Source organism: Aeromonas sp. s8 (genome assembly GCF_040907785.1).
Classification (GTDB): domain Bacteria; phylum Pseudomonadota; class Gammaproteobacteria; order Enterobacterales; family Aeromonadaceae; genus Aeromonas; species Aeromonas veronii.
This window is the reverse complement of record NZ_JBFOCL010000019.1, coordinates 146,909-160,650: the sequence shown is the minus strand read 5'-3', so window position 1 is coordinate 160,650 and position 13,742 is coordinate 146,909. Positions and strand designations below refer to the sequence as shown.

12 protein-coding genes, 1 rRNA gene and 1 riboswitch are annotated in these 13,742 nt (G+C 59.6%); of the genes, 6 read left to right on the top strand and 7 right to left on the bottom strand.

Going from position 1 to position 13,742, the window contains the following annotated elements; all coding sequences use genetic code 11:
* The first annotated feature begins 147 nt into the window (after positions 1 to 147).
* The 5 genes from rrf to AB5Y86_RS07325 all read left to right on the top strand — a co-directional run bounded on the left by rrf (position 148) and on the right by AB5Y86_RS07325 (position 5,642).
* Positions 148 to 262: ribosomal RNA gene (gene rrf / locus AB5Y86_RS07345) — 5S ribosomal RNA — on the top strand.
* A 283-nt stretch (positions 263 to 545) separates the two neighbouring features.
* Complete coding sequence (locus tag AB5Y86_RS07340) at positions 546 to 998, top strand: pullulanase (RefSeq protein ID WP_368192489.1); 453 nt, start codon at positions 546 to 548, stop codon at positions 996 to 998.
* A 211-nt stretch (positions 999 to 1,209) separates the two neighbouring features.
* Complete coding sequence (locus tag AB5Y86_RS07335; RefSeq protein ID WP_368192488.1) at positions 1,210 to 3,357, top strand: adenosylcobalamin-dependent ribonucleoside-diphosphate reductase; 2,148 nt, start codon at positions 1,210 to 1,212, stop codon at positions 3,355 to 3,357.
* Positions 3,358 to 3,367: 10 nt separating this feature from the next.
* Positions 3,368 to 4,051 carry an NrdJb gene (locus tag AB5Y86_RS07330; RefSeq protein ID WP_204477725.1) on the top strand — a complete coding sequence of 228 codons (684 nt, stop codon included), beginning with the start codon at positions 3,368 to 3,370 and terminating at the stop codon, positions 4,049 to 4,051.
* 220 nt (positions 4,052 to 4,271) lie between these two features.
* Positions 4,272 to 5,642 carry a PhoH family protein gene (locus AB5Y86_RS07325; RefSeq protein WP_005339173.1) on the top strand — a complete coding sequence of 457 codons (1,371 nt, stop codon included), beginning with the start codon at positions 4,272 to 4,274 and terminating at the stop codon, positions 5,640 to 5,642.
* An 81-nt stretch (positions 5,643 to 5,723) separates the two neighbouring features.
* On the opposite strand, the gene thiQ is transcribed toward AB5Y86_RS07325, so the two are convergent.
* From thiQ to thiB, 3 genes are read right to left on the bottom strand one after another with little or no spacing between them, the layout of a single operon-like run.
* Complete coding sequence (gene thiQ / locus AB5Y86_RS07320) at positions 5,724 to 6,419, bottom strand: thiamine ABC transporter ATP-binding protein (RefSeq protein WP_128815406.1); 696 nt, start codon at positions 6,417 to 6,419, stop codon at positions 5,724 to 5,726.
* Positions 6,406 to 8,025 (bottom strand): thiamine/thiamine pyrophosphate ABC transporter permease, encoded by a 1,620-nt coding sequence (gene thiP, locus AB5Y86_RS07315; protein ID WP_368192495.1) that lies wholly within the window; start codon positions 8,023 to 8,025, stop codon positions 6,406 to 6,408. Before thiP ends, thiQ begins: the two co-directional genes overlap by 14 nt.
* Positions 8,022 to 9,002, bottom strand: coding sequence for a thiamine ABC transporter substrate binding subunit (thiB, locus tag AB5Y86_RS07310; RefSeq protein WP_368192487.1), 981 nt, complete (start codon positions 9,000 to 9,002; stop codon positions 8,022 to 8,024). The genes thiP and thiB overlap by 4 nt, the downstream gene beginning before the upstream one ends.
* Before the next feature lie 60 nt (positions 9,003 to 9,062).
* Positions 9,063 to 9,153: riboswitch (TPP riboswitch) on the bottom strand.
* Positions 9,154 to 9,242: 89 nt separating this feature from the next.
* On the opposite strand from thiB, the gene AB5Y86_RS07305 reads away from it, so the two are divergent.
* A complete protein-coding gene (locus AB5Y86_RS07305) occupies positions 9,243 to 9,533 on the top strand; it encodes a PilZ domain-containing protein (RefSeq protein ID WP_368192486.1) in 291 nt (96 codons plus the stop codon).
* Between the two features lie 30 nt (positions 9,534 to 9,563).
* Here the strand turns inward: AB5Y86_RS07305 and AB5Y86_RS07300 are convergent, their stop codons facing one another.
* From AB5Y86_RS07300 to leuB, 4 genes are all read right to left on the bottom strand, one after another.
* Positions 9,564 to 10,493, bottom strand: coding sequence for a hypothetical protein (locus tag AB5Y86_RS07300; RefSeq protein ID WP_005358183.1), 930 nt, complete (start codon positions 10,491 to 10,493; stop codon positions 9,564 to 9,566).
* A gap of 117 nt (positions 10,494 to 10,610) precedes the next feature.
* Positions 10,611 to 11,210 carry a 3-isopropylmalate dehydratase small subunit gene (gene leuD, locus AB5Y86_RS07295; RefSeq protein WP_042031829.1) on the bottom strand — a complete coding sequence of 200 codons (600 nt, stop codon included), beginning with the start codon at positions 11,208 to 11,210 and terminating at the stop codon, positions 10,611 to 10,613.
* Between the two features lie 12 nt (positions 11,211 to 11,222).
* Positions 11,223 to 12,620 (bottom strand): 3-isopropylmalate dehydratase large subunit, encoded by a 1,398-nt coding sequence (gene leuC / locus AB5Y86_RS07290; protein WP_368192485.1) that lies wholly within the window; start codon positions 12,618 to 12,620, stop codon positions 11,223 to 11,225.
* Positions 12,621 to 12,653: 33 nt separating this feature from the next.
* The gene (leuB, locus tag AB5Y86_RS07285; RefSeq protein WP_368192484.1) at positions 12,654 to 13,739 is read right to left on the bottom strand and encodes a 3-isopropylmalate dehydrogenase; all 1,086 of its coding nucleotides are present in this window, start codon (positions 13,737 to 13,739) and stop codon (positions 12,654 to 12,656) included.
* Positions 13,740 to 13,742: the final 3 nt, after the last annotated feature.

Here is a 13,742-nt window from a genome sequence, read left to right as displayed (position 1 = left end):
TACTAATTACCCGTGAGGCTTAACCATACAACACCCAAGAAGTGTTCTAAGGCTTGTAGCAAATACCAAGCGAACTACTAATTCAGTGATAACGACAGGCCACGAGCAACATCGTTATTCACGTCAGCTTTTCAGATTAAGAATTTGCCTGGCGGCCATAGCGCCGTGGAACCACCTGATCCCATGCCGAACTCAGAAGTGAAACGCGGTAGCGCCGATGGTAGTGTGGCATTCGCCATGCGAGAGTAGGACACTGCCAGGCACCAAATTTAAGAACCCCGCTCGATGAGCGGGGTTTTTTATTGCCTGCAATTCATCACGTCGCCGGATTATTAGACTTCCCCCTTCTTGTCATTCATTGATTACCCTTCTAAAGCCCCAAAAAGACCTCTTTTTCTGTTCGATATTTGCTCACCAATTCAATGTGTTGGATACAAAAAGTACAGAATGTGATGCCTCTACCTTTCTTGTGATGTCTCCTCTGGTTTAATTCTTCAGTCCATATTGATGGACCAAGGAATCACAATAATTTAAGGAATAGACCCATGTTCAAAAGAACAGTAACGATGATGCTGGCGGCGGGAACCCTGGTATTAGGCGGTTGCGCATCCAATGGTGGTGCAGAGCAGGCTGGGGCAGACAACGGCGATTTCGGTGGCAAGTCCATCTACCTGCGCGGGGAGATGAACGACTGGATGGCCACTGATGAAAGCAAGGTAGTCAAGGTGGCCGACAAGCTCTATATGGCCAAAGGCACCCTCAAGAAAGAGTGGGCCCCCTACAAGTTCAAGTTTGCTGATTCAGGCTGGAGCTGCGGTACCAACTTTGGCTATAAGAGCCCGAGTGATGGTGTTGCCGTGTTGGATGGTGAGGCGGTGCCGGTCAACCCTTGCTCCAAGTATGAGGACATGAAGTTCTCACCAGATGCTGATGGCGTCTACGAGTTCTATTTGAATATGGCGGGTGAAACACCGACCGTTTACGTCAAGAAGCCCTGATCTATCTCTGAGTGTTAAATCTCTCAACAAATTAATCTGTTAAGTGCCTCGGCCCAGAAATCTGCTGGCCGGGGCATTTTTTTAGGTTAGAATCGGCGCCCTCATGGCATCAGGTATACTATATGTTGTGTCATTAATTTTGTATGGCACTATCGGTTGTGTTTTCTGCTGTTGTCATGATGTTGATGCATTCACATAAGGTTGATTGAATATGGCTAAATCGAACCCGGTGCTGGAGAGTGAGCTTTGCTCCCGCCTTATCCCCATGCAGGAAACGTCCCTCGAGATCTGGGATAGCAAGTATCGCCTCAAGAGCAAGGATGGCACTCCCATCGACAGCTCTATCGATGAGACTTACCAGCGGGTAGCCCGTGCGTTGGCAGAGCAGGAGCTGGAACCGGAGGCCTGGTATGAGCCGTTCCTGTGGGCGCTGCGCAATGGTGCCATTCCGGCGGGCCGCATCACCTCCAACGCCGGGGCGTTTGAGCACAAGCCTGCCACTTCAACCATCAACTGTACTGTTTCCGGTACCATCGAAGATTCGATGGACGATATCCTTGGCAAGGTGCACGAGGCCGGTCTGACCCTGAAAGCCGGTTGCGGCATCGGATATGACTTCTCGACCCTGCGCCCGCGCGGTGCCTTTGTCTCCGGTGCCGGTGCCTACACTTCCGGCCCGCTCTCCTTTATGGATATCTATGACAAGATGTGTTTCACCGTCTCGTCAGCCGGTGGCCGTCGCGGCGCCCAGATGGGCACCATGGATATCCGCCATCCCGATGTGATCGAGTTTATACAGGCCAAGCGTGAAGATGGCCGCCTGCGTCAGTTCAACCTCTCTCTGCTCATCACCGAAGATTTCGTCAAGGCGGTGAAAGAGGATGCCCCCTGGTCGCTGATCTTCCCCTACACCGCCAAAGAGGTGGAGCAGGATGGCATTGGGCTGGACGATCCCGCTCAGGTGCTATGGGCCGACTGGCCCAACAAGGAAGGGGTCGTGTTCAACGAGTTGGGGCAGGTCGCCTGCAAGGTCTACAAGACCCTGCCAGCCCGCAAGCTGTGGAATGTCATCATGACCTCCACCTATGACTATGCAGAGCCCGGTTTCATCCTGATCGACAAGGTCAATCAGATGAACAACAACTGGTTCTGTGAAGAGATCCGCGCGACCAACCCCTGTGGTGAGCAGCCGTTGCCGCCCTACGGTGCCTGTCTGCTGGGCTCGGTCAATCTGACCAAGTTTGTGCGCGACCCTTTTACTGAAAACGCGGCATTCGATTGGCAGGCGTTTCGCAAGGTGGTGGCCATCTTTACTCGCATGCTCGACAACGTGGTGGAGATCAACCAACTGCCACTGGCCAAACAGCGCGAGGAGATCACAGCCAAGCGCCGGCATGGCATGGGTTTCCTGGGTCTTGGTTCGACCCTCACCATGCTGCAGATCAAGTACGGCTCTGCGGCATCCGTAGCCTTTACCGAGCAGGTATCCCAGGAGCTGGCGATGACCGGCTGGCAGGAGTCCCTGCGTCTTGCCAAGGAGAAGGGCCCAGCCCCCATCATGGAGCAGGAGTTCGAAGTGACCGGCAAGATGCTGCGTCTGCGCCCGGAAATGGCGGCTGATGGCATCAAGGTGGGCGACAAGGTGAAGGGCAAGGTGCTGCACGCACGCTACAGCCGTTACATGCAGCAGGTTGCCGAGGTGGATCCTGCGCTGGTCGCCGAGCTGGCGGAAGTGGGTGGGCGTTTCACACATCACAGCAGTATTGCGCCCACCGGCACCATCTCGCTGTCACTGGCCAACAACGCCAGCAACGGCATCGAGCCGAGCTTTGCCCACCACTACAGCCGCAACGTTATCAAGCCGGGCAAGAAGAGCAAGGAGAGCGTCGATGTCTACTCCTTCGAGCTGCTGGCCTACCGCGAGCTGGTGAATCCGGCCGCCATGCCCTATGCCGATGATGAGGCGAGCCGTCTGCCGGACTATTTCATTACTGCCGATGACATCAGCCCGGCCCAGCACGTGGACATTCAGGCGGCGGCTCAGCGCTGGATTGACTCCTCCATCTCCAAGACCGCCAACGTGCCGACCGATTTCCCGTTCGAGCAGTTCAAGGACATCTACATGTATGCCTCGGACTCCGGCCTCAAGGGCTGCACCACCTTCCGCTTCAATCCGGAAGCCTTCCAGGGCGTGCTGGTGAAGGAGAAGGATCTGGAGAACACCCTGTACGATTTCACCCTGGAGGATGGCTCCGTCATCTCCGTCAAGGGGAACGAAGAGATTGAATACGATGGTGAGCTGCACACTGCCGCCAACCTCTACGACGCCTTGAAAGAAGGCTATTACGGTAAATTCTGAGAACGACATTATGGTCAAGAAGATCGACAAGAAAATCGTCGCCTACAAGGTGCGTACCAAGGATGAGCCACAAGAAGATCTCTCTGCGCAGGATGACGTGGTGCACATGCACGAAACCGTGCTGCGCCCGGAGCGGCTGATGGGCACCACCTACAAGCTGAAGACGCCGGAGCATGTCTCCGAGCACTCACTGTTCATCACCATCAACGACATCATTCTCAACGAGGGCACGGTTCACGAAACTCGCCGTCCGTTCGAGATTTTCATCAACTCCAAGAGCCTGGAGCACTATCAGTGGATCGTGGCGCTGACCCGCATCATCTCGGCGGTATTCCGCAAGGGTGGGGATGTCACCTTCCTGGTCGAGGAGCTGCGTTCCGTATTCGATCCCAAGGGCGGCTACTGGAACAAGGGCAAGTATGTGCCGTCGCTGATCGCCGAAATTGGCAACGTGATCGAGAGCCATCTCACCGAGATCGGCATGCTCAAGGCGCCGGGACTGGACGAGCATCAGCAGGCGTTTCTGGCCGAGAAGCAAGCCGAGTTGAAGGCGGCTCAGGAAGCCGAAGAGCAGGAGGCGAGCAGTGGTTTTCCGGCCAATGCCGCGCTCTGCTACAAGTGCCACACCAAAGCGCTGGTGCTGAAGGATGGCTGCATGACCTGCCTTAACTGCGGCGACTCCAAGTGCGGCTGACAGACAGGCCCAAGTAGTTGAACGATAGAAAAAAGACCGGCCATAGTGCCGGTCTTTTTATTGCTGTTTTTATGTGCAATCAAATCAGGCGGCCCAGTGATTTGTTGCGCGATAGTAAAATCGGGCGTAGCGTTGAGGGTAATAAAACTGTCACGGCCGTGTGGTTTCAATGACATCTGAGATTCACACACGTGGCCCTTCAGTGCCAAGGAGGATGCTTATGGACAATACGGACCGAAAGCTGTTTATCCTGGATACCAACGTTCTGCTTCACGAACCCCTCGCTATCTACTCCTTCAAAGAGCACGACGTGCTCATCCCCATGACGGTGCTGGAAGAGCTCGATAACATCAAGGATCGCAACAAGGATGTCAGCCGCGACGCGCGGGTGGCCATTCGTGCGCTGGAAGATGTGTTCCGCGATGCAACCCCGGATCAGATCACCCAGGGCGTGCCGCTGGCTGGCGAAGCGAGCGGCAATATCTGCATCTTCAGCGATCACCATCTGCCGCAGGATGCCGAGGTCTTTACCGACAAGGAGGCCGACAACCGCATCATCAACGCGGCCCTCTATCTGCAAAAGCACGAGTTGAAGCGTCAGGTGGTGCTGGTCACTAAAGACATCAACATGCGCCTCAAGGCCAAGGGGGCCGGGCTTGCTCACGTTGAAGATTACCGTAGCGACCAGCTGATCGACGATATCCGCCTGCTGGCTAAAGGCTTTCAGGTTGTGCCCGGCAGCTTTTGGGAGCGGGTTGGGGAGTGCGAGAGCGAGACCCACGGCCGCGACACCATCCATGTGATCGATGCCAATCTGCTGGAGGGAGTTCACGTAAACCAGTATCTGGTGGATGAAGAGAATTTCTTCGCAGCCCGGGTGCTCAGCCACGATGGCAGCAAGATCCGCATCAAGGATCTGGGCCGCGAGCGGCTGATGTCCCGCAAGGCGTGGGGTGTCCATCCCAAGAATGTCTATCAGGGGATGGCGTTGGATGCACTGCTCGATCCGCACATCGATCTGGTGATCCTGACTGGCCCGGCCGGTTGCGGCAAGACCTTACTGGCAATGGCTGCTGCGCTGGAGCTGGTGATTGAGAAGGGCATTTACGAGAAGGTGATCGTCACCCGGAATACCCCAGAAATTGCCGAGAGCATCGGCTTCCTGCCCGGCACCGAAGAGGAGAAGATGATGCCCTGGCTGGCGGCGGTGACCGACACCCTGGAGGTGCTGCACAAGCAGGACGAGAACATGAGCGGCTCGCTCAGCTACATCATGGAGAAGGCCAACATCCAGTTCAAATCGGTCAACTTCATGCGCGGGCGCAGCATCCAGAACACCTTCGTGCTGCTGGATGAGTGCCAGAACCTGACCGCGTCCCAGATCAAGACCATCATCACCCGCTGCGGCGAGGGTACCAAGATCGTCTGCTCCGGTAACCTGGCCCAGATCGACTCCAACTACCTTAGCCCTGTGACCTCGGGTCTCACCTACATCGTCGAGCGTTTCAAGGATTTTGACGGCAGTGCCAACATTTTCCTCAATGGCGTGGTGCGCAGCCGACTGGCTTCGTTCGCCGAGGAAAACCTCTGATTTAAATGAATATTTCCAGATACAAAGGGAGGCCAATCGGCCTCCCTTTTTTGATCATGGCGCAGTCTTTACTCCCAAGGGCTATTGGCCAAGGTAGCGCAGCAGCCCCGGGTGGTCGCTATTTTGCAGAATATCCGGCTTGCCTTGCAGGGCGATGCGCCCCTCGTCGACAAAGAGCACCTGATCGGCAATCAGCTGGGCATCTTCCGGATTGTGGGAGACCATCAGTACGGTAATGCCCTGTTCGCAGGCTAGCCTCGCCACTTCCGCCAGCATCTCCCGGCGCAGGGCGGGATCGAGGGCAGAGAAGGGCTCATCCAGCAGCAGCAGCGGTTTGCCGCGCACCAGCGCGCGAGCCAGCCCGACTCGCTGCTGCTGGCCGCCGGAGAGCTGTTCAGGCTGGCGGTTTAACATCTCGCCAAGACCAACCCGTGCGGCTGCATCGATCACCTGTGCCCGCTGGGCGGCACTCAGGCGCAGACCCGGGTGCAAGCCGATGGCGATATTGTCGAACACCGACAGATGGAGGAACAGGTTGTGATCCTGAAACAGGGTGGTGACTGGTCGCTCGGCCGGGCCCAGCGGCAGCAGATCTTCGCCATCGAAGCTGAGGCGGCCCGACTCCACCGGCACGAATCCGGCGATCATCCCGAGCAGGGTCGACTTGCCCGCGCCGCTTGGGCCGATCAGTGCGGTGATCTCTCCCTTGGGCAGGGTCGCGCTGAAGCTGACGCGCCAGTCGGGGTAGCTGGTCACCAGCGTATCAATGTTCAGCATGTTTTCCTCCAAGCCCCCGTTCCACCAGCCAGAACAGGGAGAAACAGAGCGTAAGCAGCAGCAGAGCGGTGGCGGCTGCCTCGGTCAATCGATAGCTGCCAAGCTGTTGATAGAGCAGCCAGGGCAGGGTGGTGAGCTCCTGACTGCCAAACATGGCGATGGCGCCGAGATCCCCCAGCGAGAGGATCATCGACAGCGCCATCGCCAGTGCCAGCGGGCGGCGCAGCAGCGGCCACTCCACCAGTCGCAGGCGATGCAGGCCGCGTACCCCCAGGCTATCCGCCAGCCGGTCGTATTGGCGCACCACCAGCTGCATGGGGGCGGAGAGGGTGCGCAGCACGTAGGGTAGCGCCATCAGGGCGTTAACCAGCACCACCAGCCAGGGGCCGAGGGCGAACACATCGGCGAACGGCATAAACAGGATGAAGAGACCGGTGGAGAGCACCACTGCCGGGATCATCAGGATCACCGAGCCGCTGGCCTCCCACAGGGCGGCAGCCCGCCGCTGGCGGGTGCGCACCTTGAGGTGGCGACTGGTGAGCAGCAGGCCGCTGCCGAGCAGGGTCGCCAGGGTGCCTGCCGCCAGCGCAATCAGCAGCGACTGGCCGCTCGCCTGCCACAGCTTGCTTGAGGTGAGCGCTGTCAGCAGGCCGGGGTGGAGGCCTGCCACTACGATGGCAAGCAACGGTGGCAGAAAGATGGCGAGCCCGATGCCGAGCGAGAGGAGATCCACCACGGCCGTGCCTGGCTGATGGCGATCCGGCCGCAGGCAGGGACGACGGGGGGCCACCCTGCTGGCCGGGGTGCTCTGCAGCTTGTGCTGCAGGGCGAGCAGGGCGGCGGTCAGGATGAGCTGCACCAGCGCCAGTCCGCCTGCGGTGGCGAGATCGAAGTCAAAGCGCAGCGCCTGATAGACGGCCACCTCCAGCGTGGTGGATTTCGGCCCGCCTCCCAGCGCCAGCACTGTGGTGAAGCTGGTGAAGCAGAGCATAAAGATGAGGCTGGCCAGCCCCGGCAAGATGCCGCGAATAAGCGGCCACTCCAGCAGCCGGAAGATATGGGATGAGCGCATGCCGAGCTGGCTGGCGAGGCGCCAGCTCGATTCGGGGATGCTCTCTATGCTCTGCAGCATCAGGCGGGCCGCCAGCGGCATGTTGAAGAAGACGTGGGCCAGCAGGATACCGAACAGGCCGTAGAGATAGTTGCCGGGATCCAGCCCCAGTAATCGCAGTAGCTGCGGCAGCCACCCCTGTTTGCCGTGTACCGCCACGATACCGAAGATGGCGATGATGACCGGCAGCACCAGCGAGAGACCAAACAGCTTGATCAGCAGGGTTCGGCCAATGAAGCGGCGCCGAGCCAGCGCGCGGGCCACCGGAATGGCCAGCCCGAGACTCAGCAGGGTGGAGAGCAGTGCCTGCCCCAGACTAAACCCCAGCACATGGCGCAGATAAGGATCTGCGAGCAGGGTGCGGGGTGCCAGCGAACCGGCCTGCCACAGCAGGGCCGCGAGCGGCCCGAGGGATAACAGCAGGATCAACAGGGTGGCGGCACTGCCCGGCAACCACCAGAGGGGACGAGCCTGTGGTTTCAGATAACGGTTCACTGGGTGACGGCTTGCAGCCACTCGCGGATCCACCCTTTGCGATTGGCGGCCACCTCATCGGCGCTGAAGGCGAGCGGTTTGCTGACGGTGATCATCTGTTCGAAGCCCTTGGGCAGCGGCGTGTCGATGACCGGATACATCCAGTTGCCGGTCGGGATCTCGTTCTGGAAGGCGGGGCTCACCATAAATTGCAGGAACTGGTCAGCCAGCTTCTCCTGCTTGGCGCTCTTCAGCTTGGCGGCCACTTCTACCTGACGGTAGTGACCCTCCTCGAAGGCGGCAGCCTGATACTGGGGCTTGCTCTCGGCAATCAGGTGATAGGCCGGAGAGGTGGTGTAGGAGAGCACCATGTCCGCTTCGCCATCGAGGAACATGCCATAGGCCTCTGACCACCCCTTGGTGACGGTGACCGTCTTTTTGGCAAGCTCGGCCCAGGCGGCAGGCGCCTTGTCGCCGTAGACAGACTTCATCCACAGCATCAACCCCTGCCCCGGAGTGGAGGTGCGGGGATCCTGATAGATCACCTTGAGGTCGGGACGCTCCACCAGCTCTTTCAGGCTCTTGGGCGGCTGCTTGAGTTTGTCTTTGTCATAGACGAAGGCGAAGTAGCCGTAGTCGTAGGGGACGAAGGTGTCATCCTGCCAGCCACCCGGCACCTTGATGCCATCCAGCTTGGCGGGATGGGGGGCGAACAGACCGCTCTGCTTGGCTTCGCTGATGAGGGCATCGTCGAGCCCCAGCACCAGATCGGCCTTGCTGTGGTTGCCCTCCAGCCGCAGCCGGTTGAGGATGGCTACCCCATCTTCGAGGGGAACCAGATTGAGGGTGCAGCCGCACTCTTTCTCGAAGGCCTGTTTGAGCTTGGGTCCCGGACCCCACTCGGCAGTGAAAGAGTTGTAGGTGTAGACGGTGAGGGTGTCGGCGGCGAACACATTGGCCGACAGCAGGCCGGTGGTGACCAGCAGCAGGGTCTTCATGGGTGGCACTCCCTATTACTTGTTAATAACGAGGTGCCAGCGGGTGAGGGCGCAAAAAATGAGCGCCATGCCTCAAATTCCTCCGCCAGCATTATCTGGATCAGGTACACGGGTATAATCTCAGCGGTAAACCGCACCCCGTTTGAGAAACGAACCGCATTGTATTAACGTTCTTTTGGGTAGACCAGCACAATTGTGCAATACCCATGAGATGACGCCCACCCAACAGAGGATGTTCGCGTGCTTACCAATACCAAGGAAAGGCGTGCCTTTGCGCGCATGGTCATCAATGCTCCGGTCACCATCTATCAGCAGCAGCTGGTGCTGGAGGGGATCTGCCGGGATCTCAGTGCCAACGGCATGGGGATTGCGGTCTCTGAACACCAGCTCGACATCAATCAGCCCATCCGGATCAGTCTTGCCACCAACAACAACCTGTTGCCTCCCTTTGAAGCTCATGCCCGTATTATCCGGGTGCTGGAGGAGGAGAGCGGGTTGCTGCTGGCGGTAGAGTTTCTGCCTCAGGGTTAATCCTCTCTCCCCATTGGCAGAGGGAGGGGATTAGCCTTTTTCCTGAACCGGCTGCACACTCAACTGCTTGCTATCGACCAGCGTTTTGCTGGTCGATGCTATTTGGCCTGCAGGCAAGGTGGCGGGACCGGTAGGTTCGAGCAGCAGGTAGTTCTGCCCCTGCCAGTTGAGGGTTACATCCCCCGGCTTGGCGGGCAGGTCAACAGCCAGCAGGGCATGGCCGGGGACGAACACCATGGCCTGTTTCAGTTCGGGAAAGAGCTGGGCCAGCATGGCGGCCATCAGGGTTACCTTGCTGTCGCAATCACCCCGGTTCTGCTCCAGCACCTGACGGGGCGGGAGAAAGCCCTTGCCCTGCCTGCCGTTCAGGCTGTCGAGCTGCTGATAGGGGATGCTCTGGATAAAGGTGAGCATGTGGGCCACGGTCTTCTGGCGCGCTTCCGTTTCGGTGCTGCCCTGCTGCTTGAGTTGATCCGCCAGCGGCGCCAGCCCGCTGCGACTCTCCAGCGCGATGCGCACATGATCCTGCTTCACCGCCAGTTGCCCGTCCGGGGTGTTGAAGTACTGGAAGTAGTGTTTGGTCAGCCAGGCCTGCTCCTCTTTGCTCCGCTTGGACTGCAGAAAGGCCATCGCCTCGCGCGCCTTGTCCTGATTGCGGCTTTTCAGATGCAGCTCCAGCGAGGGACGGGCGAGGGTGAACTGCACCTCGGGGTAGTTCTGGCGCACCTCCCGCAGCAACACCTGCAACACCTCCTCCTGCATTCTGGCCGGGCGATAGGCGATAAGGGGCGGCAACTTGCCCTGTTCGAGCCGGTAGGTGAGCTGCTGGGGTTTGCCTTCGCTATCTTGCCAGCCGACGCTGATCTGGCCGAGGCTGTTGTTGAAGCTGGTTTGGCTGGCACCCGCAGGCAGGGCAAGCAGCAGGGCACAGAGCAGAGGAATTGCCGTCGGTCTCTTCATCATCCTTTCCTGTAGCACGGGCCAGTTCCGGTGGCCCAAAGTGGGAAGCGTCGCGGACAGTAAAACAGGGAGCCGAAGCTCCCTGTTGATTCTACTCGTTTTTTTGCAACTGGCGCGTTAAATCCAGCTCGGCTGCTTCGCCTCAAAGGCGCTGATGGCGGCCTCGTGCTGCAGGGTCAGACCGATGGCATCCAAGCCGTTGAGCAGGCAGTAACGGCGGAACTCGTCGATCTCGAAACCGAAGCTGAGCTCACCTGCACGCACCTGATTGGCTTCCAGATCCACCTCGATCTCGATGCCCGGCTTGGCGGCGACCAGCTGGAACAGGGCGTCAACCTCCTCCTCCTTCAGGCGCACCGGCACCATGCCATTGTTGATGGCGTTGCCGTAGAAGATGTCGGCAAAGCTCGGGGCAATGATGGTCTTGAAGCCGTAGTCCGCCAGCGCCCAGGGGGCGTGCTCGCGACTAGACCCGCAGCCGAAGTTCTCGCGGGCCAGCAGAATGCTGGCACCGGCGAATTGCGGCTGGTTCAGTACAAACTCGGGGTTGGGCTGTTGGCCGGCATCGTCCAGAAAGCGCCAGTCGTGGAACAGGTGCTTGCCAAAACCGATGCGGTTTACTTTTTGCAAAAATTGTTTGGGAATGATGGCGTCGGTGTCGACGTTGGCGCTGTCGAGGGGGACGACGATCCCTTTATGCTGTTTGAATCCTGTCATCGAAATGTCCTCTTACAGTGCGCGAATATCGGCGAAGCGGCCGGTGACGGCGGCAGCGGCGGCCATGGCTGGGCTCACCAGATGAGTGCGGCCGGCGCGGCCCTGACGCCCTTCGAAGTTGCGGTTGCTGGTGGAGGCGCAGCGCTCTCCCGGTTGCAGCCGGTCGTTGTTCATGGCCAGACACATGGAGCAGCCGGGCAGGCGCCACTCAAAACCGGCCTCGATGAAGATCTTGTCCAGACCCTCGGCTTCGGCCTGCGCCTTCACCTGCTCGGAACCCGGCACCACCAGCGCCTGCACGCCAGCGGCTACCTTGCGACCGCGAGCGATGGCGGCGGCGGCGCGCAGATCCTCGATGCGGCTGTTGGTGCACGACCCGATAAACACCTTGTCGATGGCAACGTCGGAGAGCTTCTGACCCGGTTGCAAGTCCATGTAGGCGAGCGCCTTGCGGGCGGATTGCTGCTCCATCAGATCGCTGAAGGATTCCGGCGCCGGAATCGGCTCATTGACGGCAATCACCTGGCCCGGATTGGTCCCCCAGGTGACCTGGGGAGCGATATTGGCGGCGTCCAGCACCACTTCGGCATCGAAACGGGCACCATCGTCGCTCTTGAGGCTCTGCCAGTAGGCGATGGCCTGCTCCAGCACTTCGCCCTTGGGGGCGAACTCCTTGCCGCGAATGTAGTCGATGGTGGTCTGGTCGGGGGCTATCATGCCGGCCTTGGCGCCGAGCTCGATGGCCATGTTGCACACCGTCATCCGCCCTTCCATGGAGAGGCTCGCAATGGCATCGCCAGCGAATTCCACCACGTAGCCGGTACCACCGGCATGGCCGACCCGGCCTATGATGGCCAACACCACGTCCTTGGCACTGATGCCCTCGGCCAGCTTGCCGTTGACCGAAATGCGCATGGTCTTGGCGCGCCCCTGTTTCAGGGTCTGGGTCGCCATCACATGTTCCACTTCGGAAGTGCCGATGCCGAACGCCAGCGAGCCGAAGGCGCCGTGGGTGGCGGTGTGAGAGTCACCGCAGACGATAGTGGTGCCGGGCAGGGTGATGCCGAGCTCGGGGCCCATCACATGGACTATGCCCTGATATTTGTGGTTCAGATCGTAGAGGCGAACCCCGAACTCTTTGCAGTTGTCGGCCAGCGTTTCCATCTGGATGCGGGCCATCTCGCCGGAGGCGGCGATGTCCTTGGTGGTGGTGGAGACGTTGTGATCCATGGTGGCCCAAGTCAGATCCGGGCGGCGCAGCTGGCGGTTCATGGCGCGCAGGCCGTCGAATGCCTGCGGGCTGGTCACTTCATGCACCAGATGGCGGTCGATGTAGATGAGGGGGGTCTCCCCCTCCACTTCCCGTACCACGTGGGCGTCGAATACTTTCTGATAGAGGGTCTTGGCCATTGCTTCTCTCTTCCTTGTTCTCTGTTATGTGGCTCAGATCCGGGCGGCGATCTGGCTACCCATCTCGGACGTGCTCTGCACCGGATGGCGGGCGCTGGCCTGATGCAGGTCGGCGGTGAAGTAACCCTCGGCCAGGGTCTGGGCCACGGCCTGCTCGATGGCCTGGGCGGCAGCCTCCATCCCTAAGCTGTAACGCAGCATCAGGGCGGCGGAGAGTATCTGGGCTATGGGGTTGGCAATCCCTTTGCCGGCGATATCCGGGGCCGAACCACCGGCCGGTTCGAACAGGCCGAAACCTGATTCGTTGAGGCTGGCGGAGGGGAGTAGTCCCATGGAGCCGGTGATCATGGCGCACTCGTCGGAGAGGATGTCACCGAACAGGTTGGAGCAGAGCAGCACATCGAACTGGGACGGATCCTTGATGAGCTGCATGGTGGCGTTATCGATGTACATATGGTTGAGGGTTACGTCCGGATAGGACTTGGCGACTTGCGTCACCACCTCGCGCCACAGAATGGAAGAGGCGAGTACGTTGGCCTTGTCGATGGAGGTGACCTTGCCACGGCGCACGCGAGCCGACTCAAAGGCAATCTTGGCGATGCGCTCAATCTCGAAGCGATGATACACCTCGGTGTCGAATGCCTTCTCGTTCGCCCCCTCTCCCTCACGCCCCTTGGGCTGGCCGAAGTAGATGCCGCCGGTCAGCTCGCGCACGCAGGCGATGTCAAAACCGCGATCGGAGATGTCGGCGCGCAGCGGGGAGAACTGCTCGAGGCCGGTGTAGATACGGGCCGGACGCAGGTTGCAGAACAGCTTGAAGTGGGCGCGCAGGGGCAGCAGGGCGCCACGTTCCGGCTGATCGTTGGGGGGCAGATGTTCCCATTTCGGGCCGCCCACCGAGCCAAACAGCACGGCATCGGCTGCTTCACAACCTTTGATGGTGCTTTGCGGCAGCGGGGTGCCGTGGTTGTCGATAGCGATGCCGCCCACGTCGTGGTGATCATACTCGAAGGCGAGGCCGAACCTGGCCTGCACCTTCTCCAGCACCTTGATGGCCTCGGCCATCACTTCAGGGCCAATGCCGTCACCCGGCAATACTGCGATCCGATAACTGCTCATACA

Bases quoted from the DNA above. Each gene is read 5' to 3' on its own strand.
- AB5Y86_RS07335 (WP_368192488.1), top strand. From the start codon at position 1,210: ATGGCTAAATCGAACCCGGTGCTGGAGAGTGAGCTTTGCTCCCGCCTT.
- thiQ (WP_128815406.1), bottom strand. From the start codon at position 6,419: ATGCTGAACATTGATACGCTGGTGACCAGCTACCCCGACTGGCGCGTC.
- AB5Y86_RS07300 (WP_005358183.1), bottom strand. From the start codon at position 10,493: ATGAAGAGACCGACGGCAATTCCTCTGCTCTGTGCCCTGCTGCTTGCC.
- AB5Y86_RS07330 (WP_204477725.1), top strand. From the start codon at position 3,368: ATGGTCAAGAAGATCGACAAGAAAATCGTCGCCTACAAGGTGCGTACC.
- leuC (WP_368192485.1), bottom strand. From the start codon at position 12,620: ATGGCCAAGACCCTCTATCAGAAAGTATTCGACGCCCACGTGGTACGG.
- thiB (WP_368192487.1), bottom strand. From the start codon at position 9,002: ATGAAGACCCTGCTGCTGGTCACCACCGGCCTGCTGTCGGCCAATGTG.
- leuD (WP_042031829.1), bottom strand. From the start codon at position 11,210: ATGACAGGATTCAAACAGCATAAAGGGATCGTCGTCCCCCTCGACAGC.
- AB5Y86_RS07325 (WP_005339173.1), top strand. From the start codon at position 4,272: ATGGACAATACGGACCGAAAGCTGTTTATCCTGGATACCAACGTTCTG.
- leuB (WP_368192484.1), bottom strand. From the start codon at position 13,739: ATGAGCAGTTATCGGATCGCAGTATTGCCGGGTGACGGCATTGGCCCT.
- AB5Y86_RS07340 (WP_368192489.1), top strand. From the start codon at position 546: ATGTTCAAAAGAACAGTAACGATGATGCTGGCGGCGGGAACCCTGGTA.